This window comes from Thalassospira indica (assembly GCF_003403095.1).
Lineage (GTDB): Bacteria > Pseudomonadota > Alphaproteobacteria > Rhodospirillales > Thalassospiraceae > Thalassospira > Thalassospira indica.
Genome location: NZ_CP031555.1, coordinates 1055679 through 1077383, shown reverse-complemented (window position 1 = coordinate 1077383; position 21705 = coordinate 1055679). Strand labels below are relative to the sequence as shown.

At 56.1% G+C, this 21705-nt stretch carries 24 protein-coding genes; 12 read left to right on the top strand and 12 right to left on the bottom strand.

The genetic code is table 11. The features are described 5' to 3' along the window. The first annotated feature begins 97 nt into the window (after positions 1-97). From speB to DY252_RS05145, 3 genes are all read left to right on the top strand, one after another. Positions 98-1051 (top strand): agmatinase, encoded by a 954-nt coding sequence (speB, locus tag DY252_RS05155; RefSeq protein ID WP_064787384.1) that lies wholly within the window; start codon positions 98-100, stop codon positions 1049-1051. Positions 1052-1158: 107 nt separating this feature from the next. Further along, positions 1159-1410 carry an antitoxin gene (locus DY252_RS05150; protein ID WP_064787385.1) on the top strand — a complete coding sequence of 84 codons (252 nt, stop codon included), beginning with the start codon at positions 1159-1161 and terminating at the stop codon, positions 1408-1410. After that, a complete protein-coding gene (locus tag DY252_RS05145; RefSeq protein ID WP_064787386.1) occupies positions 1407-1715 on the top strand; it encodes a type II toxin-antitoxin system RelE/ParE family toxin in 309 nt (102 codons plus the stop codon). Before DY252_RS05150 ends, DY252_RS05145 begins: the two co-directional genes overlap by 4 nt. 118 nt (positions 1716-1833) lie before the next feature. Here the strand turns inward: DY252_RS05145 and hemF are convergent, their stop codons facing one another. Further along, entirely contained in the window at positions 1834-2712 is an 879-nt protein-coding gene (gene hemF, locus DY252_RS05140) for an oxygen-dependent coproporphyrinogen oxidase (RefSeq protein WP_064788225.1), read from the bottom strand. 37 nt (positions 2713-2749) lie between these two features. Beyond that, the gene (locus tag DY252_RS05135) at positions 2750-3238 is read right to left on the bottom strand and encodes a tRNA (cytidine(34)-2'-O)-methyltransferase (protein WP_064787387.1); all 489 of its coding nucleotides are present in this window, start codon (positions 3236-3238) and stop codon (positions 2750-2752) included. A gap of 392 nt (positions 3239-3630) precedes the next feature. Between DY252_RS05135 and petA the strand changes: the two genes are divergently transcribed. The 3 genes from petA to DY252_RS05120 are packed head-to-tail and all read left to right on the top strand — an operon-like array spanning position 3631 to position 6231. Continuing rightward, positions 3631-4182 carry a ubiquinol-cytochrome c reductase iron-sulfur subunit gene (petA, locus tag DY252_RS05130; protein WP_008889443.1) on the top strand — a complete coding sequence of 184 codons (552 nt, stop codon included), beginning with the start codon at positions 3631-3633 and terminating at the stop codon, positions 4180-4182. A gap of 11 nt (positions 4183-4193) precedes the next feature. Continuing rightward, a complete protein-coding gene (locus DY252_RS05125) occupies positions 4194-5462 on the top strand; it encodes a cytochrome b (protein ID WP_063088700.1) in 1269 nt (422 codons plus the stop codon). Then, positions 5455-6231 carry a cytochrome c1 gene (locus DY252_RS05120; protein WP_064787388.1) on the top strand — a complete coding sequence of 259 codons (777 nt, stop codon included), beginning with the start codon at positions 5455-5457 and terminating at the stop codon, positions 6229-6231. Before DY252_RS05125 ends, DY252_RS05120 begins: the two co-directional genes overlap by 8 nt. Before the next feature lie 99 nt (positions 6232-6330). Here DY252_RS05120 and DY252_RS05115 read toward each other — a convergent pair whose 3' ends face one another. Continuing rightward, entirely contained in the window at positions 6331-7170 is an 840-nt protein-coding gene (locus DY252_RS05115; RefSeq protein WP_064787389.1) for a substrate-binding periplasmic protein, read from the bottom strand. A 76-nt stretch (positions 7171-7246) separates the two neighbouring features. Beyond that, positions 7247-8077: a methyltransferase domain-containing protein gene (locus tag DY252_RS05110; protein WP_064787390.1), complete on the bottom strand. Its 831-nt coding sequence runs from the start codon at positions 8075-8077 to the stop codon at positions 7247-7249. Positions 8078-8455: 378 nt separating this feature from the next. Here DY252_RS05110 and gloB point away from each other — a divergent pair, with 378 nt between their 5' ends. Beyond that, entirely contained in the window at positions 8456-9226 is a 771-nt protein-coding gene (gene gloB / locus DY252_RS05105; RefSeq protein ID WP_064787391.1) for a hydroxyacylglutathione hydrolase, read from the top strand. 12 nt (positions 9227-9238) lie between these two features. On the opposite strand, the gene DY252_RS05100 is transcribed toward gloB, so the two are convergent. Then, complete coding sequence (locus DY252_RS05100) at positions 9239-10486, bottom strand: ROK family transcriptional regulator (RefSeq protein WP_008889437.1); 1248 nt, start codon at positions 10484-10486, stop codon at positions 9239-9241. 226 nt (positions 10487-10712) lie between these two features. Between DY252_RS05100 and DY252_RS05095 the strand changes: the two genes are divergently transcribed. From DY252_RS05095 to DY252_RS05080, 4 genes are all read left to right on the top strand, one after another. Continuing rightward, positions 10713-11741, top strand: a complete 1029-nt coding sequence (locus DY252_RS05095; protein WP_064787392.1) for a sugar ABC transporter substrate-binding protein — start codon at positions 10713-10715, stop codon at positions 11739-11741. Positions 11742-11914: 173 nt separating this feature from the next. Next, complete coding sequence (locus tag DY252_RS05090) at positions 11915-12997, top strand: ABC transporter permease (RefSeq protein WP_064787393.1); 1083 nt, start codon at positions 11915-11917, stop codon at positions 12995-12997. Continuing rightward, complete coding sequence (locus tag DY252_RS05085) at positions 12994-13788, top strand: ATP-binding cassette domain-containing protein (RefSeq protein ID WP_064787394.1); 795 nt, start codon at positions 12994-12996, stop codon at positions 13786-13788. The genes DY252_RS05090 and DY252_RS05085 overlap by 4 nt, the downstream gene beginning before the upstream one ends. Before the next feature lie 34 nt (positions 13789-13822). Continuing rightward, positions 13823-14452, top strand: coding sequence for a nucleoside triphosphate hydrolase (locus DY252_RS05080; protein WP_064787395.1), 630 nt, complete (start codon positions 13823-13825; stop codon positions 14450-14452). On the opposite strand, the gene DY252_RS05075 is transcribed toward DY252_RS05080, so the two are convergent. After that, on the bottom strand, positions 14439-15323 hold the full coding sequence (locus tag DY252_RS05075; RefSeq protein WP_064787396.1) for a LysR family transcriptional regulator: 885 nt from the start codon (positions 15321-15323) through the stop codon (positions 14439-14441). The two genes, DY252_RS05080 and DY252_RS05075, sit on opposite strands and share 14 nt — an antisense overlap. A 114-nt stretch (positions 15324-15437) precedes the next feature. Between DY252_RS05075 and DY252_RS05070 the strand changes: the two genes are divergently transcribed. Beyond that, positions 15438-16031 (top strand): cysteine hydrolase family protein, encoded by a 594-nt coding sequence (locus DY252_RS05070; RefSeq protein WP_064787397.1) that lies wholly within the window; start codon positions 15438-15440, stop codon positions 16029-16031. A gap of 76 nt (positions 16032-16107) precedes the next feature. Here the strand turns inward: DY252_RS05070 and phbB are convergent, their stop codons facing one another. The 6 genes from phbB to DY252_RS05040 all read right to left on the bottom strand — a co-directional run bounded on the left by phbB (position 16108) and on the right by DY252_RS05040 (position 21574). Continuing rightward, positions 16108-16830 carry an acetoacetyl-CoA reductase gene (gene phbB / locus DY252_RS05065; RefSeq protein WP_008889427.1) on the bottom strand — a complete coding sequence of 241 codons (723 nt, stop codon included), beginning with the start codon at positions 16828-16830 and terminating at the stop codon, positions 16108-16110. Positions 16831-17077: 247 nt separating this feature from the next. Then, positions 17078-18250, bottom strand: coding sequence for an acetyl-CoA C-acetyltransferase (locus tag DY252_RS05060; RefSeq protein ID WP_008889426.1), 1173 nt, complete (start codon positions 18248-18250; stop codon positions 17078-17080). A 312-nt stretch (positions 18251-18562) separates the two neighbouring features. After that, complete coding sequence (locus DY252_RS05055; protein WP_008889425.1) at positions 18563-19003, bottom strand: DUF411 domain-containing protein; 441 nt, start codon at positions 19001-19003, stop codon at positions 18563-18565. Between the two features lie 41 nt (positions 19004-19044). Next, positions 19045-20556 carry a multicopper oxidase family protein gene (locus tag DY252_RS05050; protein ID WP_008889424.1) on the bottom strand — a complete coding sequence of 504 codons (1512 nt, stop codon included), beginning with the start codon at positions 20554-20556 and terminating at the stop codon, positions 19045-19047. Positions 20557-20686: 130 nt separating this feature from the next. Continuing rightward, positions 20687-20917: a hypothetical protein gene (locus DY252_RS05045; RefSeq protein WP_040822757.1), complete on the bottom strand. Its 231-nt coding sequence runs from the start codon at positions 20915-20917 to the stop codon at positions 20687-20689. A 195-nt stretch (positions 20918-21112) separates the two neighbouring features. Continuing rightward, positions 21113-21574, bottom strand: coding sequence for an Lrp/AsnC family transcriptional regulator (locus DY252_RS05040; protein ID WP_064788226.1), 462 nt, complete (start codon positions 21572-21574; stop codon positions 21113-21115). Positions 21575-21705: the final 131 nt, after the last annotated feature.

Genomic DNA, 21705 nt, shown 5'->3' with positions numbered 1-21705 from the left:
GAGTGCTGCCAAGCACCTGAATTGTTTTGCTGTATTACAGGCGGCCCGTCCCCTAGAGTGGTGGTTTGCGCGCACCACTTTCGACAGGGGATTTTTCATGTCTGAACATGGCTATAACAGCGGGCGGTTGAACCTGCCTTTTGTGGGGATTTCGACTTTTTCCAAAAGCCCCTATGTCGAGAACTGGGATGCGATTGATGCCGATGTTGCCATTCTTGGTGCGCCGTTTGACTTTGGCACCCAGTGGCGATCAGGGGCGCGGTTTGGGCCGCGCGGCATTCGCGAAGCATCGACACTTTTTGCCTTTGGCCATGCCGGGGCCTATGACCATGAAGATGACATGACCTATCTTGAAGGAGTCCGGATGGTCGATATTGGGGACGCCGATATCATCCATACCGACACGATCAACAGCCATGCCAATATCGAGTTTGGCGTGCGCAAGATTTTGGCCGCCGGTGCCCTGCCCGTGGTTCTGGGCGGGGATCATTCGATCAATATTCCCTGCATCAATGCCTTTTCCGATCAGGAACCCGTGCATGTCGTGCAGTTTGACGCCCATCTGGATTTCGTTGATGAGCGCCACGGCGTACGCAATGGTCATGGCAACCCAATGCGCCGTGCGATTGAAAAGCCGTGGGTGACGGGCATGACCCAACTTGGCATTCGCAATGTGTCCTCGACCGCCAAGGAGGGCTATGACTATGCCCGTGAACAGGGTTCCGACATCCTGTCCGTCCGCCAAGTTCGCAAGCTTGGTGTCGAGGGTGTGCTGGAACGCATTCCGGCCGGGAAGCGGTATTACCTGACGATTGATATTGACGGGTTTGATCCGTCGATTGCGCCGGGCACCGGCACGCCAAGCCATGGCGGGTTCCTGTATTATGACGTGCTGGAAATCATCGCAGGTCTTGCCAAGCGCGGCGATATTGTCGGTATTGATCTGGTCGAAGTGGCACCGGATTACGATCACACCGGATCGACGAGCATTCTGGCAGCGCAGATTTTGCTTAATACCATCGGGCGGATTTTTGCTGCGCGGGACAAATAATGGCCTACATCGATGGAAAACGTCCATTCAATCAATAGGACCACGCAATAGCAATAAACCCATATATGTGGTAATGTGGGTTTGTACATTTGTTGGGAGATTGCCCTATGAGCCGCTTGACGATCGACATCACCGACCAGCAGCATCAAAGCCTGAAGGCGATGGCCGCCTTGCAGGGCAAGACCATCAAGCAATACGCACTCGAACGGTTATTCCCGGACGATACCAATGCTGATAAGGCATGGATGGAGCTGAAAACCTTGCTTGAAAACCGTATCCACGATGGGGTTGCAGGGAAGGTGTCTGCCAAAAGCATCGCTGAAATCCTTGATGAAGAACTGAGCGAGAAGCCCGCGTGACGGGGTATATCCTTAGCGCAGAGGCAGAAGCCGATCTGCGCGGGATCATTCGCTATACCAACAAGGAATGGGGCCCAGAACAAGTGCGGCGCTATGTCGCCACGCTGGAAAAGGGCATTGATGACCTTGCCGCCGGACGTGGTTCATTCCATGACATGAGCGAACTTTTTCCAAATCTTCGGATGGTGCGCTGCGCGCAACATTACGTCTTTTGTCTTCCGCGCGAAAATGCGCCCGCACTGGTCGTGGCGATTTTCCATGAGCGCATGGACCTTATGACGCGATTGGCGGACAGAATTCGATAGCGCGTTCAGGGCAAGCAACACGAGATCCCCGCCTGCGCGGGGATGACGGAGGTTCCCCTCACCCGTTTCTCGTCACGTCATGCCCGCGCAAGCGGGCATCCATGCAGAACCATCAGCTTTACGGCCAGTTTGCTTCGGGCGGGAGCGACATCAGGATGGCTTCGGTGTTGCCACCGGTCATCAGGCCGAAACGTGTGCCGCGATCATGGAGCAGGTTGAATTCAACATAGCGGCCGCGCTTGATCAGTTGGGCGCGACGTTCATCATCGTTCCAGGGCTTGTTGTAATGGCGTTTGACCAGTTCGGGATAGATATCGCGGAAAGCCCGCCCGACATCCTGGGTAAAGGCAAAGTCCTTGTCCCAATCGGCATCCAAGTAGTCATAGAAAATCCCGCCAACGCCGCGTGGTTCGTTGCGGTGTGGCAGGAAGAAATATTCATCGCACCATTTTTTGAAGCGGTCGTAATAGTCATCGCCGTGGGCATCGCAGGCGGATTTAAGCGCGCCATGGAAATCAGCGGTGTCTTTTTCCTGCGGGAAGACCGGGGTCAGATCGGCACCACCGCCAAACCATGCCTTGGTGGTGACGATATGGCGGGTATTCATGTGTACGGCCGGAACATGGGGCGAGCATGGATGGGCGACCAGTGAAATGCCCGCGGCCCAGAAATTGGGGTTTTCATCGGCACCGGGGATTTCCTTGCGGAATTTTTCTGAAAATTCGCCATGCACGACCGAGATATTGACCCCGACCTTTTCAAACACCCGGCCCTTCATGACCGACATTTCGCCGCCGCCCTCATTTTCGCCGCGCTCCCAGACGGTGCGCTCGAACCGCCCCGGTGCACGGTCAGAAAGTGGTCCTTCGTAGCTGTCCTCAAGCGCCTCGTAACTGGCGCAAATGTCATCACGCAATTGGCGGAACCAGTCCTGGGCGATCTGTTTGCGTTTGGCAATCACGGCATCGTCGACCTTGTGGTCCGTGCTCGTATTCATTGCCTGTTTTGCAGCAATTTTTGCGTCCGTCATTGCGTTACTCACTTGGTTCATTCACTCGGCTTGCAGGAAAGCCATCGGTCTGTCGGAGCGCCTCACCCAATGTCATTGCGGTTGCCATGGCGACATTCAACGAGCGCATTTGCGGCTTCATGGGAATGACGACGCGGGCATCGACATAATCATGGACGCTGTCAGGTACCCCTTTGCTTTCGGAACCCAGCATCAGGATATCATCGGCGCGAAATTCAAAATCGCAATAGGGTTCGGCCCCCTTGGTCGTCAGTAACACCAGACGCCCCGGCAGGGTTCCGTTTTCACGGGCGGCAACAAAGTCGCGCCAGTCGGCGTGGCGTATATAATCGGCCTTTTCGAGATAATCCATCCCGGCGCGCTTAAGCGCACCGGACGTCAAAAGAAATCCGCACGGTTCGATGATATCGACCGGCAGGCCAAAACAAGCCGCCATGCGCAGGATGGTGCCGGTGTTTTGCGGAATGTCAGGTTCGAATAAACAAATTCTCATGGCTTCTTTTAGAATCGTTGGTGAACAAATGTCGAATCAGTTCATCAGCGACATATAATTACCCGTTAACGCCGCTATTAGACTTTTTTGGAATATGAAGAACTAAAGCCACAAGTCCTTGGCGCACAAAGGGCGCGATACCCGCAATTACGCTATGTTTTACCGAATTGTGCAGCGCAAAACCCAATGATCTTGTTGAATGCAAACAATTTGCAACTCCAAGTTCTCCTTAACAAACCGAATTTTTGTTAGTATACGGACCGTCAAACAGGCCTAAGGGCTTTTAGCGGCAAGATTGTTTGATTTTCATCAATGGAATGTAAACATGAATGCCCTAAGTCTTGGTTTGGCATTCCGCATGCCTGTTTTGGGGGCAGAAAGAGGGATTAATTATGTCGCAAACGGTGCATTCCTCCGGCGAACACCAGCCGGACGAGAACCGCAGGGATTTCCTGACCTTGGCGACCACAGCAGTTGGCGCCGTTGGCGTTGGTTGCGCGTTGTTGCCGTTCGTGGACAGCATGAACCCGTCCAAGGACGTTCTCGCACTTGCCTCGGTTGAGGTTAATCTGGCCAACATCCCGGTTGGTCAGGCAATTAAGGTCATGTGGCGAGGCAAACCTGTCTTCATCCGCCATCGTACCGAACGCGAAATCAATGAGGCTGAAGACGTCGCATTGAACGAACTCGTCGATCCGCAGACCGACGATGCGCGTGTCGAAAAGAAAGAGTGGCTGGTTGTCGTCGGCGTCTGCACCCATCTGGGCTGCATTCCGATGGGCACTGCCACAGGCGAAACCCGTGGTGATTATGATGGCTGGTACTGCCCATGCCATGGCTCGCACTATGATACGTCGGGCCGTATCCGCCGCGGCCCCGCGCCGTTGAACCTTGTCGTTCCGGAATATGAATTCCTGACCGACACGTCGGTCCGGATCGGGTAAGGAGCAGGTTTATGAGCGCACCTCAGTGGAACAACAAAGTGGTCAAGTGGGTTGACGACCGTCTTCCGGTCATCTCCATGTTGCACCACTCTGCATACGAATATCCGACCCCGAAAAACCTGTCCTATATGTGGAACTTCGGTTCCCTGGCCGGTTTTGTTCTGGTGACGATGATCCTCACCGGGATTTTCCTGGTGATGAACTATACCCCCCATACCGATATGGCCTTTGAGTCGGTCGAGCGCATCATGCGTGATGTGAACTATGGCTGGCTGATCCGCTATATCCATATGAACGGCGCATCGATGTTCTTCATCGTTGTGTTCATTCACATTTTCCGTGGCCTGTATTACGGGTCATACAAAGCACCGCGCGAGATGTTGTGGTGGATCGGTATCCTGATCCTGCTTGCGATGATGGCAACCGCGTTCATGGGCTATGTCCTGCCGTGGGGCCAGATGTCCTTCTGGGGTGCGACGGTTATTACCAACCTGTTCTCTGCCTTCCCGATCATCGGTGATCCGCTGGTGACCTGGCTTTGGGGTGGTTTCTCGGTTGATAACCCGACCCTGAACCGGTTCTTCTCGCTGCACTATCTGATGCCGTTTGTCATTCTGGGCCTTGTTGTCCTGCATGTCTGGGCACTGCATACCGTGCGCTCGAACAACCCGACCGGTGTTGAGATCAAGACCCCGGCGGATGCCATTCCGTTCCATCCGTACTACACGATCAAGGATCTGTACGGCATGGGCGTGTTCCTGATCTTCTTCTCGGTGTTTGTGTTCTTTGCACCTGACTTCCTGGGCCACCCGGATAACTACATCCCGGCGAACCCGCTGGTCACACCGCCGCACATCGTGCCGGAATGGTACTTCCTGCCGTTCTATGCGATCCTGCGGTCGATCGACTTCACCATCTTTGGCATCCCGGCAAAACTGCTTGGCGTGCTGGCGATGTTTGCCTCGATCGTGATCCTGTTCGTTATTCCGTGGCTTGATACCTCCAAGGTGCGCAGCTCGAAATTCCGTCCGGTTTACAAATGGTTCTTCTGGCTGTTTGTGATCGACACCTTCATCCTCGGCTATTGCGGGGCGAAGGCACCGGATGACTACTTCCTGGGTATTCCGGGTCTGAAAGTCATCGTGATGGGTCAGCTTTCGACGCTGTATTACTTCGCACACTTCCTTGTGGTCATGCCGTTGGTTGGAAAAATGGAACGAACCAAGCCGCTTCCTGCAAGCATCAGCGAATCTGTTTTGAAGGAGGGTGCAAATGCGTAAGTTCGCACTGACCGCAATTGCTGCCGCCTTCGCGGTAACCGCATTCACTGGTGGTGCAGCCAAGGCTGCCGGCGACGCGCCGGTGCCCGAGGCACAGGACTGGAGCTGGCAGGGTCTGTTTGGTACCTATGACCGTGCCCAGCTGCAGCGTGGCTTCCAGGTCTACAAGAACATCTGTGCCGGCTGTCACAGCCTGCGCTTCATTGCCTTCCGTAACCTTGAAGGCATTGGGTTCAACGAAGACCAGATCAAGGCGATTGCCGCCGAGTATGACATCGAAGACGGCCCGAATGACGATGGTGACATGTTCACCCGTCCGGGTCTTGCTTCGGATTACTTCCCGTCTCCGTTCCCCAACGAAAAGGCGGCTGCCGCATCAAACGGCGGCGCTATTCCGCCGGACCTTTCGTTGATGAACAAGGCACGCGTGGGTGGCCCGGACTATGTGTTCGGCCTTCTGACCGGCTATGAGGAAGAAGCACCAGAGGGCTTCGACCTTGCAGACGGAAAGTATTACAACCACTACTTCCCGGGTCATCAGATCTCTATGGCTCCGCCGCTTTATGATGAAGCGGTCGAGTACACGGACGGCACCCCGATGACCCTGGAACAGCATGCACGCGATGTGACGGCCTTCCTGAACTGGACGGCACAGCCGGAGCTTGAAGCCCGCAAGGCGCTTGGCATGAAAGTGATCCTGTTCCTGCTGGTTCTGACGGCAATGCTGTATGCGGTCAAACGCAAGATCTGGCGCGACGTCGAACACTAAGACGTCCTGATCTGCCCGATATTGAAACAGGCCACCGACATTCGGTGGCCTGTTTTTTTGTGTGCCGGTCAGACGCCCCGAAGCCTATGGCGGGCGATATCAATAAGAGAAATAGGAAACAACCAGCCGGTCGATCTCGCCGCTTGCGAGCATGTCACTGAGCACGCGATCTAGGGCGCCGGCAAACTGGTCGCGATAGGGCCATTTGCCCTCCGGGTCCGGGCCATAGGCAACATAGCCAAATTCGTGCCCGATGATCGCGGCCTCGTCAAACAGGCGGGCGACTGCCTTGTCGACGGCCAGTTCGCGCATCCCGGCCAGAATGGCCATGCGTTCATTGACGTAACAATCAACACGACCAGCCATCAGGAAACGCAGGTTGCTTGCGGTGGTGTTGGCTTCTTCAAGGGTAATCTCGCCCGCCTCGACCATGTCAAAGAATTCCGGCCCGGCCAGACGATATCCGGCGTTGTTGGCAAAACGCGCCCCTTTGAAATCATCGGGGAAGTGCTTCAGATCATTGCTTTGCGCGTAATCCTTGCTGCAGATTGCCACGACGGTTTCGCGTAGGATCGGGATGGAATAGCGTTCGATCCAGTCGCGATCGCCGCGCGCGTAAGGCGGAAAGAACCCCATGATCTTGCCATCCTTGAGCAGCTCCATCCCGCGGCGAAACGGCACATTGACAATATCAAGCTGATAACCCGGCAGACGATCAAATGCTTCCTGGAGGATGCGGACATAAATGCCTTCGGGGCTCACCCCATCGAGAAACGCGTAGGGTGCGTTGCTGTCTTCGGCGTACAGCGTAATGGTTCGGGGCATGTTGCTGTCTTGCACCGGCTCTGCGAGGGCGTGCAATGGCAGAAACAGCGCGCCGACAAACAGCGCGCGTCCGGTAAACCTGACTGTGTTTCGCAAAACAGATTTCAATGACATGACGTTATTATGCAGACAATCATGGCGTGCCTGTCAATTAACATCATGTAACAAAACCTGCCGTGATTTTGAGGACTTACTGGTCTGAGGTGGAAGGCTGTGCTGGTTTGTCCTCGTCCGATGGGCTGTTTTGACACGCGTCGGTCTGGTCGTGCGACACACGGTGCTGTTGATTGCCATCGGCCGGACGCAGAGGCGGGACCGTCACCGGGATATGCACCAGACGACGTTTGCGCTGTGGCGTGCCGGAGCTGGCGTAAAGCTGCTTACCGGCTTCGACAATAGAGACCCCGGCAAAGGCCTTGAACAGGCGCGATCCGATATTTTCAAATACCTGCGACCAGCGCAGCAAAAGCCGCATGTTGGTCGGCGGCATGAAAAGGGCGCGGCTGTGCTGGATCGGCAGGAACATGTTTTCGCGCAGCAGGTTTTGCAGCTGTGAGACGCTATGGGGATGGCCATAGCCAAAGGGCGTTTTTTCCGACCAGGACCAGAGCGAGCTTCGGTTCGGTGTCACCACGACAATCCGGCCATTGGGCGTCAGTACCCGCCAGCATTCGCGCATCAGGCGACGCATCGAGTCCGTATGTTCGACCAGATGCACGACCAAAATGCGATCCACCGAACTGTCAGGCAGCGGCAACATGGTTTCTTCGGTCAGCGCCACACGGTTGTCTTCACCGGCAGGCCAATGAACGCAGCCCTGCTGGGCGGGCATGAAGGCCATGACACGCTCCGCCTCGCCAATAAACGGGCGCAAGTACGGCGTGGCATAGCCAAAACCAAGGACCCGCATGCCCCGGACATCCGACCACATGACGCGCAAACGCCTGCGGATCAGACGCCGGGCGGCTTGTCCGATACTGCTGGCATAAAAACGGTGAAGATCAACGACATCCTGACGCATGAGATCAGCCTATCATTCCCGATCCGGCACGGGAATGTTTTTGCGTGATTGTTTCAAGACACTAGGCTCAGGACCTATTAATTTGATTGGAATGGCGGACGTTATATTTGTGAAATCCAAGGAAAGGCCCGCCGGGCGGGCTGGTATCCCGGCCAAGGGGTTTGACGCAGGAGTTTGCAAATATAACGTCTGTCCTTTGGATTCACGGGGTTTGCACGGGCTACTTTGTCGCAAAGCCTTGAAAGATACATATCTTCCTGAGGTTTTGCTTCGCGTATCCGCACAAACCCGGTGAACCATTCAAACCAAATTAATAGGTCCTGAGCCTACATCCTGATAGTCTTGCCCCAACAGATAAATTACATTTTGAGGTACGCCATGGCTGCGGGTGAAGTCATCGTCATTCCCTGTCTTTCAGACAATTACACTTATCTTGTGCGCTGCCATCGCAGTGAAGTCACCGCCATCGTTGATCCGGGCGAAGCAGGCCCGGTGATTGCCGCTCTTGAAGAGCGTGACTGGAACCTTGATCTGGTGATCAACACCCATCACCACCACGATCATATCGGCGGCAATGCCGAATTGATCGAGAAATACGGTGCGAAATTGCTGGGCCCGACGGCCGAAACCGCGCGCATCCCCAACATGGATGAAACCTGCGCCGAGGGCGATCAGGTCCTGATCGGCGATCTGGAAGGACGGGTATTTGATGTGCCGGGCCATACCAGCGGGCATATCGCGTTTTATTTCCCGGCCATCACCGCGCTGTTTTCCGGCGACAGCCTGTTTGCGCTGGGCTGCGGGCGTTTGTTTGAGGGCACACCCGAACAAATGTGGCATTCCTTGCAGAAGTTTCGCGATCTTCCGCCCAGCACGCAGGTCTATTGCGGCCATGAATATACCCAGTCCAACGCCAAATTCGCCAAAACGATCGAGCCCGACAACGCCATCCTGATCGCACGATGCCAGGATATTGACGGGCTTCGCGCACGCAACCTGCCGACCATTCCATCGCGTCTGGATGTCGAGCTTGCGACCAATCCGTTCCTGCGCGCCGATGAGCAATCGGTTGCCGCGGCATTGGGGATGAGTGGCGAAAGCCCGGTTGCGATCTTTACCGAGATTCGCAAACGCAAAGACAATTTCTAAGTTGATGTTGGATCAGGCCATCTGTTTGAACAGAACGTTCTGATCAAGCAGATATCGCGAGAACAAGGGCAGACTTGCCGCACCGATGGCGCGTGCGGCACTGCCCACCCGCCCCTGTTCGATGCGGGGACGTTCGATGCCTTGCAGATCGAGCTCGGAAATCGCGGCACGGGTTGCGGCAACCACCCGTTCGCAGACGTCGGCCGGGAAGCCGCCATCGACAATGACAGCTTCGAAGTCAATCACCGAACAGACCGAGGTGATGGCAATCGCCAGACTGCGCGCGGTGTGTTCGATCCAGATATCAAGCGTCTTGCCAAGGCCATGCCAGTAATCGGGATCGCGCCATAGCATCGCCGGATCACCGCCTTCGCGGGTCAGCATCTGTTCAAGCACAAAGATCGAGGCCTGATCGATCAACTGGCTGGGATGGCCGCTGCGCGAGGAGACCGGCATGGAGCCAAAGGCGCCTGCATTGCCCGTCCGCCCGGCATAAAGCGCCTGATTAAGCACCACCCCGCCGCCAATAAACGACCCGATAAAGAAATAGGCGAAATCGGAATAGTTCGGGCCAAGGCCAAAGACGAGCTCCGCCCCGCAGGCCGCCGTCGCGTCATTTTGCTGAAAGACCGGGAACGGCACGATGGCGGCGATTGCGTCGACCAGATCAACCTCGCGCCAGGCATTCATGTCTTCGACCGGGGCGCCGACCTCATCGACCCAGTTCCACAATTCAAAAGGGGCAGCGATGCCAACCCCGGCAATGCGGTCAATCTGGTTTCGATCAAGGCCGGTCAGGATGTCATCGACAGCACCACGCACGAACCGGCGAATGCCATCGGGGGTGGGATATTTGTACGCTTCGCGTTTGGTTGCCCGCACCGATCCGACAAAATCCATCAGGATCAATTCCGTGCTGCGTCGCCCGATCTTGAGCCCAAAGGAATAAACCCCGTCGGGATTAAGCGCCATCGGCACCTTTGGTTTGCCGACATTGCCGCGCACCGGTGTGCCGCGCATCAAAAGCCCATCCTTTTCAAGGGCGCGCATGATGACGGAAACGGTTTGGGCCGAAAGCCCGGAAAGCCTTGCGATTTCGGCCTTTGAAAGACCGGCGTTACGGCGCACGAGCGACAAGACAAGCCGTTCGTTATAGGCGCGCACACGCAGCTGGTTTGCGCCCCCGCCCGGATGCAAGGGACGCGCGTTGCGATCATCCGCCCCGATATTGTCCGGGTTCGCAGAGATGCTGTCAGTCATTGGTTCCTCCCACTCGGGATCCTTAATGCCCGATTAGGGATCATGGTGACAGGAATAATTAATAAATCAATCGGATTTATTAATTGACAGGATCGCCGGTTTGGTGTGTCGTAAGGCCATACAGATTGAAGACCCGCGACAAAAAATGTGCGTCACGATCTGTTGGAAAACAGCAAAATCAGGCCAAAATGGCCAAATATTCAGGTTCAGTCCTGGGAGGAAACAAATGAAGAAAGCATTTCTTGGCGCCGCCCTTGGTGCGCTTGCACTGGGTATGACCGCGGCCCCGAACGCCGCAAAAGCCGACGAAATCGGCGCCTGCCTGATCACCAAAACCGACATCAACCCGTTCTTCGTGAAAATGAAGGAAGGTGCGTCTGCCAAGGCCGAAGAACTTGGCATTAACCTGTCGACCTATGCCGGCAAGATTGATGGCGACCATGAAACTCAGGTTCAGGCCATCGAGTCTTGCATCGCATCGGGTGCCAAGGGCATCCTTCTGACCGCATCGGACACCAAGGCGATTGTCCCGGTTGTCAAAAAGGCCCGCGATGCCGGTCTGATCGTGATTGCGCTTGATACACCACTTGAGCCGATTGATGCCGCCGATGCCACCTTTGCCACGGATAACTTCAAGGCCGGTGAACTGATTGGTCAGTGGGCCGCGGCCAAGCTTGGTGACAAGGCAGCAGATGCCAAGATCGCCCTGCTTGACCTGACGCCGAGTGCGCCGTCGGTTGATGTGCTGCGCGATCAGGGCTTCCTGAAAGGTTTCGGGATTGACATCAAGGACCCCAACAAGATCGGGGACGAAGATGACGACCGGATCGTTGGCCATGATGTGACCAACGGCAACGAAGAAGGCGGCCGCACTGCGATGGAAAACCTGATGCAGCGCGATTCCGACATCAATGTGGTTTACACCATCAACGAACCGGCCGCTGCCGGTGCCTATGAGGCACTGAAATCGTTTGGCATGGAAGATGGCGTTCTGATCGTGTCGGTCGATGGCGGTTGCCCGGGTGTTGCCAACGTCAAGGATGGCGTGATTGGTGCAACCTCGCAGCAGTATCCGTTGCTGATGGCGTCCAAGGGTATAGAAGCGATCAAGGCATGGGCGGATAGCGGTGAAAAGCCGCAGAACAGCCAGGGCCTTAACTTCTATAACACGGGTGTCAACCTTGTGACCGATCAGCCGGTTGACGGCGTTCCGTCGATTGACGTTGCCGAGGGCATGGATCGCTGCTGGGGTTAATCCGGGATTTATCCTGACCTGCTTCGAAGGAGGGCAGCATTATCCCCTGCCCTCCTTGTCCCACTTTGCTTTACACTTGGTATGTCATCCGAACCCGCCGCAAGAGCCGGGCGGAAGACAGCGAACGGATCAGGAATGCCTGATCCTGTTTTCGACCAGGTCCGGAGGAAACGATGAGCGAGACACCCAAATCGTCGCGCCAGAAACAGGAATTCGAGCACGCGCTTGAATCCAGCGACCGCAATGTCGCGCAATTCGAACATAAACACCGCAGTCTTTTCGGCAACGTGCAGCATTTTTTGCACGGCAACCCGACCATGGTGCCGGTGATTGTTCTGATATTTTCGATCATCATTTTCGGCTTTGTCGCCGGCAGTAAATTCTTTTCGCCCTTTAACCTGTCGCTGATCATGCAGCAGGTATCGATCATCGGCATTCTGGCGGCGGCGCAAAGCCTTGTGATCCTGACCGCCGGTATCGATCTTTCGGTCGGTGCGATCATGGTTCTGATGTCGGTCATTATGGGCCAGCTTGCCGTCACCATCGGTATTCCGGCGCCGATTGCCATCATCATTGGCTGTATCGGCGGGATCTGTGCCGGGGGGCTGAACGGGTTCCTGGTGACCCGGATCAAGTTGCCGCCGTTTATCGTGACGCTCGGTACCTGGAATATTTTCTTTGCGCTCAATCTTTGGCTTTCGGGTGCGCAGTCGATCCGAAGCCAAACACTTGATGAAATCGCCCCGCTTTTGAAGTTCTTTGGCGAAAGCATCGCGCTTGGCGGGGCCAGGATCACCTATGGGTCGATCCTGATGCTGGTGATTTTCGGGGTGCTTTGGTACATCCTTAATCACACCAGTTGGGGGCGGCATGTCTATGCCATCGGCGATGACAAGGAGGCGGCTGAACTTTCGGGCATTCGCACCAACCGCACCCTGATTACGGTTTATTGCCTTGCAGGCCTTGTTTGTGCGATTGGCGCATGGGCATCGATCGGGCGTGTTGGGTCTGTCTCGCCACAGAGTTTTCAGGAAGCCAACCTGCAATCGATTACGGCTGTTGTCATCGGGGGCATTTCGCTGTTTGGCGGGCGCGGATCGATCATTGGCCCGTTGATCGGGGCGTTGATTGTCGGCGTGTTTAATTCTGGCCTTCGCCTTGCGGGGGTGGATGTTCTTTGGCAGGTCTTTGCCATCGGCTGGCTGACCATTATTGCTGTCGCCATTGACCAGTGGATCAGAAAGGTGTCGTCATGAGCAACACTTCCCAATCTGTGCAACCTGTTCTGAAAGCACGCGGCATCGTCAAACGATATGGTCGTGTCACCGCCCTTAACTATGCCGACTTTGATCTTTATCCCGGCGAGGTTCTTGCCGTGATCGGCGATAACGGGGCGGGGAAATCATCCCTGATCAAGGCGCTTTCGGGGGCTGTCACCATTGATGAAGGCAGTATCGAGCTTGATGGCAAGCCGATCCAGTTCACATCGCCAATGGAGGCCCGCGAAGCCGGCATTGAAACGGTGTATCAGAACCTTGCACTTTCGCCCGCACTTTCGATTGCTGACAACATGTTCATGGGTCGCGAGCTTCGCAAGAAGGGCATCATGGGCAAGTATTTCGGGGCGCTGGACCATAAGGAAATGCAGCGGCTGGCGCGTGAGAAGCTGACCGATCTTGGTCTGATGACCATTCAGAACATCAATCAGGCGGTTGAAACCCTTTCGGGTGGTCAGCGCCAGGGGGTTGCGGTTGCCCGTGCAGCGGCGTTCGGATCGCGTGTGGTGATCATGGATGAACCGACCGCCGCATTAGGCGTTAAGGAAAGCCGTCGCGTGCTGGATCTGATTGCCGATGTGAAGGCGCGCGGCATGCCGATTGTGCTGATTTCGCACAATATGCCGCATGTCTTTGAGGTCGCCGATCGCATTCATGTGCATCGGCTTGGCAAACGTCTTTGCACCATCAAACCCGATGATTACAGCATGTCAGACGCGGTTGCCTTCATGACGGGGGCCAAAGAGCCACCGGCAGAAGACGCCGCATAAAACATCGCACCCCGGATATGAGAACCATAGTTTCATGACACCTGATCTCGACGCGTTGGCAGACGCCATTCGCGCCAAGCACGCCGCCAAGGGCCGCATTCTTGTGGCCATCGTCGGCGCACCAGCCTCGGGCAAGTCAACCTTGTCCGACCGGCTTTATCACCATCTGGGGGGTGATAAAGCCGGGGCTGCTGTGGTGCCGATGGACGGGTTTCATTTTGACAATGCCATTCTGGAAGAACGCGGCCTTCTGGCCCGCAAGGGTGCGCCGGAGACATTTGATGTTGGCGGGCTCAAGCGCACCTTGATGGCCCTGCGTGACACGCCAAACGAAGACGTTTACGTGCCGCTGTTTGATCGCACACTCGAGATCTCGCGTGGCTCAGCCAGGATTATTGCGCCTGATCACAAGATCATTCTGGTCGAGGGCAATTACCTTTTGCTTGATCAAACACCCTGGAACCAACTCCACGGCCTGTTTGATCTGTCGATCTATCTTGATGTGCCGGAAGAAAAACTGCGTGCGCGACTGATGGATCGGTGGCGGTCGTTTGGCTTTGATGATGATGGTGCCAGCGCCAAGGCAGAAACAAATGACCTGCCCAATGCCATAACCGTTGCACGCCTCAGCAAACTGGCCGACATCGTGGTTACGGGCGGCTAATAAACTCCCCATCCATAAGAATATCTAACAGCCAGTCCGCAACCGCACGGACCGGTGGCAGGTGGCGTTTGTCCTGATGGGTCAGAAGCCAGACCTCGCGACCAACCGGATGATAGCCATCAAGCAAGGTTAGGCCATCAATCCGCGCGCCCACGCACACCGGTAGTAGCGCACAACAGGCATGGCCTGCCATCATTGATACCATGATCGACCCACGATTGGCATAGCCGATGGTCTTGCGATCCGGGAAATGATCCGACAGCCATTTCTGTTCGGGCTTATCAGCAAAGAATTCATCAAGATCGATCCACGGCAGTTCGGTCGGATCAAGCGCAGCAAGCGGCAAGCCATTCGGGTTGCAAAAGACGCCATATTCCAAACGACCAAGAAGGCGGATATGAAACGCGCCGGTTTCAGGACGGGCAAGGCGGATGGCGATATCGGTTTCGCGTTGTGGCAGACTGAGATTGCGATTGGCTCCGATCAGTTCCAGCGCAATGCCCGGATATTGCCGATGCAAGGACGCCATGTGCGGGGCGACACAATCTTGCAAAATCGCATCCACCCCGGTCAGCCGGACGATGCCGCTAATTTGATTGGTATCCTGATCGGTCTGCGGATCCCCGACCAAAAGGCCAGATACCGTTTCCTGCATCTGTAATGCGGTTTTTAGCAAGGATTGTGCGCGCGTGGTTGGCGCAACGGCACGGCCATCGCGATGGAGCACACTGTACCCCACCCATTCTTCAAGACGGGCAATACGGCGCGCCACGGTGGTTTGGTTGATACCAAGCTCACGGGCGGCGGCACTCATATTTCCAGCCTGACAGACCAAGGCAAAGGTCCGCAGTCCTTCCCAATCAAGGGACATAACGAGCTCCCGATATCTGCGTATTTGCAGATATTAGCCGAATTAACGCCGATGGATAATGCAAATTCGCAGGTTGATAATGGGGCATCAAAACGATAACCCAAGGATCCAGACATGACTGCAAAGACCATCTTTGATATTGCCGGTGCCGTTCTACCGACCGGAACGCCCAAGGACGCCGCATTGATTGTGATTGATGCGCAGGAAGAATACCGCGATGGCAAATTGAAGCTGTCCGGGCTTTCGCCTGCCCTTGCCAATATCCAGACGCTACTTGCCCATTGGCGCGATCAGGGCGGCACCGTGATCCATGTGCAGCACCATGCAGAAGGCCTGTTTGATCCAAGCGGCCCCTATGCGGCGATCATGCCCGAAGTTGCGCCGCGTAACGGTGAAGCGGTCCTGACCAAGGCCGTACCGAGCTCTTTTGGCAATACCAACCTTGAAGAGCTTCTGACAAAAGCTGGCCTCAAACATGTTGTTCTTACGGGCTTTATGACGCATGTCTGTGTGTCGACCACCGCACGGGTTGCCGACGAAAAGGGGCTGGCCGTGAGTGTTGTTTCAGACGCCACCGCGACACGCGACCTGCCCGATGCCATTACCGGAACCACTGTTCCGGCTGCTGATATTCATAACCACGAACTCACCATGCTGGCCGACACCTTTGCCAAGATTGTCACCACAAAAGACATCCTTGCCGCATAACCGCACAAGCCCGCCTCCGAAACAAAAAACGCCCCGCAAAATCTGCGGGGCGTTTTGTATTTTGGCCCAATGCCGGTCAAAACATATGCTGACCGCCGTTGATCGACAGGCAGGAACCAGTGATGAAGCCCGAATTCGGGCCGCAGAGATAGAGGATCGCCTGGGCGATCTCATCGGCTTCGCCCAGTCGTCCGACCGGGATTTTGGAAATGATGCCTTCAAGGACCTTTTCCGGAACGGCTGCCACCATGTCGGTATTGATATAGCCCGGTGCGATGGTGTTGACCGTAATCCCCTTACGCGCGACTTCCTGCGCAAGCGCCTTGGTAAAGCCGTGCACGCCTGCCTTGGCAGCGGAATAGTTGGTCTGGCCCAACTGACCGGCCTGCCCGTTGATCGAGGAAATATTGACGACACGGCCAAAGCCGCGTGCACGCATGCCTTCAAGGACCGGTTTGGTCATGTAAAAGAGCGAGCTCAGATTGGTGTCGATCACCGCGTTCCATTGCTCGGTCTCCATCTTGTGCATGAAACCGTCGCGGGTGATGCCGGCATTGTTGATCAGAATGTCAATCGGGCCGACTTCAGCTTCGACCTTGGCGATGCCCGCGGCACACGCATCGGCGTCCGCGACACTCCATTTATAGGTCGCAATGCCGGTTTCGTCGGTGAAGGCCTTGGCGGCCTCGTCATTGCCAGCATAGTTCGCCACAACGGTGTAGCCCGCGTCCTTGAGTGACAGACTGATTGCCTTGCCGATCCCGCGTGTTCCACCGGTTACCAGTGCTGTTTTTGTCATGGTCGCCTCCCTAAACTTCGTTCATCAAACGTGTCATCATCGCGATTTCCGTAGCTTGCCCTTCTACGACTTGCGTAACTTTAATCCATAAATTGCGTTATATACGTAACTTTATTACTTCTCCATCCTCGAATTCTACAAAAGCCCTTAGTCTTTCGTCGCACTGCAGCAAATTCTGCATCAATGCAAACGGGGCATCCCCATCAAGAGGACGCCCCGCATATGTTATTTTCCGGCAAAAGGTCGCTTAGCGTTCAACGCAAAGCGCAACCCCCATACCGCCACCAATGCAGAGCGTCGCCAGACCTTTTTTGGCATCGCGTTTCTGCATTTCATGCAGCAATGTGGTGAACACACGGGCGCCGGATGCGCCGATCGGATGGCCAAGTGCAATCGCACCACCATTGACGTTAACCTTATCGGTATCCCATCCCATGTCGCGGTTAACCGCAATCGCCTGGGCGGCAAAGGCTTCGTTGGCTTCGATCAGGTCAAGGTCGGCGGCCGACCAGCCGGCCTTTTCAAGCGCCTTTTTCGAGGCCGGGATCGGGCCGGAACCCATGATTGCCGGATCAACACCCGCCGTCGCCCAGCTTTTGATTGTCGCAAGCGGGGTCAGGCCACGCTTGGATGCCTCAGCCGCCGACATAACGACAAGGGCGGCCGCGCCATCATTGATGCCCGATGCGTTACCAGCCGTCACCGTGCCTTCCTTATCAAAGGCCGGGCGGAGTTTGGCCATGCCGTCGACGGTGGCGCCGTGACGCGGATATTCATCGGCATCAAAGATGGTTTCACCCTTGCGATGCGCGATGGTTACCGGGGCGATTTCATCGTTGAAACGACCGGCTTTCTGGGCGGCCTCGGCCTTGTTCTGGGAGGCAGCGGCGAATTCATCCTGCTCTTCTCGCGAAATGCCCCATTTCTTGGCAATGTTTTCAGCGGTGTTGCCCATGTGATAACCGTTAAAGGCACACCACAGGCCGTCCTTGATCATGCTGTCGATGAATTTTACATCGCCCATTTTGTGCCCGGCGCGCAGATGCGCGACATGGGTCGAAAGCGACATGTTTTCCTGACCACCGGCAACGACGATATTGGCATCCCCGGTCATGATCTGCTGGGCTGCAAGGGCAACGGTACGAAGCCCCGAGCCACAAACCTGGTTGATCAGAAACGCGGTTGTACGATCAGAAATGCCAGCACCAATGGCGGCCTGGCGTGCCGGGTTCTGACCCTGACCACCTGCCAGGACCTGACCAAGGATCACTTCGTCAACAGCATCGCCTTCGACACCTGCGCGTTCGAGTGCAGCCTTGATGGCAATAGCACCCAGATCGTGCGCCGGTGTATTGGCCAGCGTGCCACTGAATGCGCCGATTGGTGTCCGTGCGGCACCCACAATTACGACGTCGGTCATGAGATCCTCCGATTAATCCTGATTACGTTTCCAAAGATCGGGCGAAGGTCGTTACGAGCCTTGCTCAGATCCTGCCTCAATCTTACCGCGCCGCAGCAAATTTCCAAGCGCTGATACCTACCACTTTCGGGTCAGTCGAATATGTACAACTTGCAAGCGAGGAGCATCAAAGGACTCCCAGCAGGCGATACATAGAGTGTGTGCCTATAGCGGCGAGATCGCAAGCCCTGTGCGCAACTTTAAGGGCAATGTCATGCATAATTTCGACTTATAAGGCCCGGCCCCATCGTCGGGGCCGGGCCTTACAGGCGGTTAGCGGATGTCGTAGACCTCGGCGGTGCTGTCCTTGATCTGATAGACTTCGAACGGGGCATTCTTGACGCCGCCCATACCCGGCGAGCCCATCGGCATGCCCGGCAGGGTATATGCCTTGGCCTCAGGCCGTTCTGCCAAAATGCGGTCGATGGTTTCTAACGGGACATGCCCGGAAATGGCATAGCCTTCGATCATGGTCAGATGACAGCCCTGCATTTCTTCGGGAATTCCCATCATGCGTGACATCTGAACAACCTGATCGCTTTCGATCACTTCGACCTCATAGTCCCGCGCGACAAGATAATCGGCATAGATCGCACAGCAGCCGCAATTGGGATCCTTGTAGACTTTTGCCTGCAAGGGATTGGCGTGGCTGTGGCCGGTCAAACTCATCGTTGCGAGACCAAGGGTCAGCATAAATGCAAAGAAACGTTTCATGGTTTTGATCCTGTCGTTTTTCGATTGCAGCATTGGGGCGGTCAGGCGGTCCGGATGAAGCCGGACATGCCGCCGAATTTGTGTTCGAGAATGTGGCAATGAAGCATCCAGTCGCCGGGATTGTCGGCAACAAACGCGATTTCGGCCTGTTCTGCCGGGGCAAGAAGGACGGTATCCTGCCATTCCTGATAACGGGTCGGTTGCCCGTCGCGTGAAAGCACACGGAAGGCATGACCATGCAAGTGGATCGGGTGATACCAGGCCGTGGCATTGGTGACGGTCACGACACAGCTTTCCCCGCGGCCGAGTGAAAAGAGCGGGCCAAGTTCATCCCGTTCGGGATCGCGGCCATTGACCATCCAGATACCGCCGCCGGTCATCATGCCCATCATTGATTGCGCCATGCCGCGCACTTCCCCAAGGAAGCCGGCATCAATTTTGCCGGTTTCGACAAGATGACGCAGCACACCACCGCCCATCATGCCGCCGGTATAAAGCAACTGTTCGCGCCGGGCATTTTGCAGATCGGGTTCGGGCAACGGGTTATCGGGCAGGGTCATGCTGGTTTGCGCGATATCACCGCGCACCGGATTCCCCGCAACCCGCAGGCTTGCCAACGGGTTTTCAAGCCCGTCATAAAAACGGTCGATCAGGGAAAACAGGCCACTGGCATCGGGTGGGACATCAACAATAAAATCAGCCCGCATGCCCGGTGCGAACAAAAAGACCGGCAGGTCCGGCACATGCGGAGTGACCGGATGACCATCAAGGGCAATCAGATGCGGTGCCAAACCCGCAAAATCGATGGCAAAAACCCGCGCATTGGCCGTGTTGATCATGCGCAACCTGATCCGTTCGCCGGGGCGCACCGAAATATCGGGATTTGCCACACCATTGATGGTGACAAGCCCGCCCAGCCGCCCGGCATGACCAACATCGTGCCCGGCGTTAAACACCGGATCGATTTCGCCATTTTCCCCAAGACGCCAGTCATCGATCAGCCAGATAAATTCCCGATCGACGCTGATCGGATCGGCCTCCTCGACGATCAGGGCACCATAGAGGCCGCGGGCAAGCTGGGTCGGTGAATTGATATGCGGATGATACCAATAGGTCCCGGCATCCCGGGCGTTAAAGCGGTAATCGAACGTGTCGCCCGGTGCGACCGGCTTTTGGGTCAGGCCGGGCACCCCATCCATGGCATTGGGAACACGGACCCCGTGCCAGTGGATGCTGCTGGGCTCCGCAAGCTGATTTTCAAAGCGGACATGGACGTCTTCGCCCTGTTTAACGCGCAAAAGCGAGCCCGGCACCGTGCCGTTAAACGCCCATACTGGTGTTGACATGGCACCCCCGGGGATAAGGCGGGCCGTGGCGGGTGCGGCGGTCACTTGCTGGACGCCCCCGGTCTCAACGGCGTGGGCCATGCCGCGCCCGAAGCCCGGAATCATGGCGGGCAGACCGGCAGACAGGGCCGCGGCGGTGACGCCACCGGCACCCAGCGTTTGCAAGAAACGGCGCCGTGACGGGCGCAAAGTGGAAAGGTTCTTCATGAGGATGACTTTCCTGACAGATGACAGTTTCCCGGCATTGCACATGCCGGAATGGTTGGCGCGCAGCACCTTCGTCAGGGCGTGCGCACTTGGCCGGTCTTTGGGCAATGCCGATACAGACCGGGTCGGGTCAGGAAAGAAGGCGCGGCGGGGCGATTTCCGGGCGTTGCGTAATGCCGGCCGCACGATGGGCCACGGGCAGGATATGAAGCTGCTTGTCCGAAAGGAGGTTTGCCAGCGGTTCCTTGCGGGCAATCACGGCCGGAACAGCGCAGATGATATCGCAGGCATCGGCCACCTGTGGCGACGCCGCGCAATCATCGCAATCCGCCATCATCTGTTCCATGGTTCCATGAGACATGCCGGCCCCTGACATCGGCATTGCGGAGGCCGAGGCAGATATAGCAGATATATGTGTCATGCCCGCGACCGAGGCGCTGAGCAAACACAGGGTCATGAAAATATGGAGCAGCTTGTTCATAAGCCAAAAACTATCGCGATCCGGTTGGCGCGTCCATGATCTTGATCATATCGACCAATGACATTCACGTTGGGGCTAGATCGCCGGTCCGAATTCATCCTTCAGCGTTTCGGTGATGATATAGGTGCGGTACCAGACGATGTTGTCATCGGCATCAAACAGGGTTTCGCAAAGGGCGGTATATTCCGCCATGTCGCGCATGTGCAAAATCATCACCCCGGTGACTTCGCCGGTGACGACATGGCATTGGCGTACGGCATCAAGTTTACGGACCTTGCGGATGAAGTCCTGGCGGTACTGATTGCCGTGGCGATGAAATTCAAGATTGATCACGGCACCCAGCGGACGTCCGACCTGGGCCGGGTCAATCACCGCCACGGTTTTGCGAATCACCCCTGATTGGCGTAACTTCGTCACACGCCGCAAACAGGCCGAGGGCGACAGGCCGATACGATCTGCCAGTTCGGCATTGGGTATACCGGCGTTTTCCTGCAACTGGCGCAGGATTTTGGTATCGATCTGATCCAGTTCGGACATATTACGCAACTCCACCGCGCCAATCAGCTTAATAACGCCTTCATATTGCATGAAGATGCGTAAATACGCTGCACAAAAATCAAAAACCCGTGGCATGATCGCGGCCTTGAACGACCTTACATGCGCACACC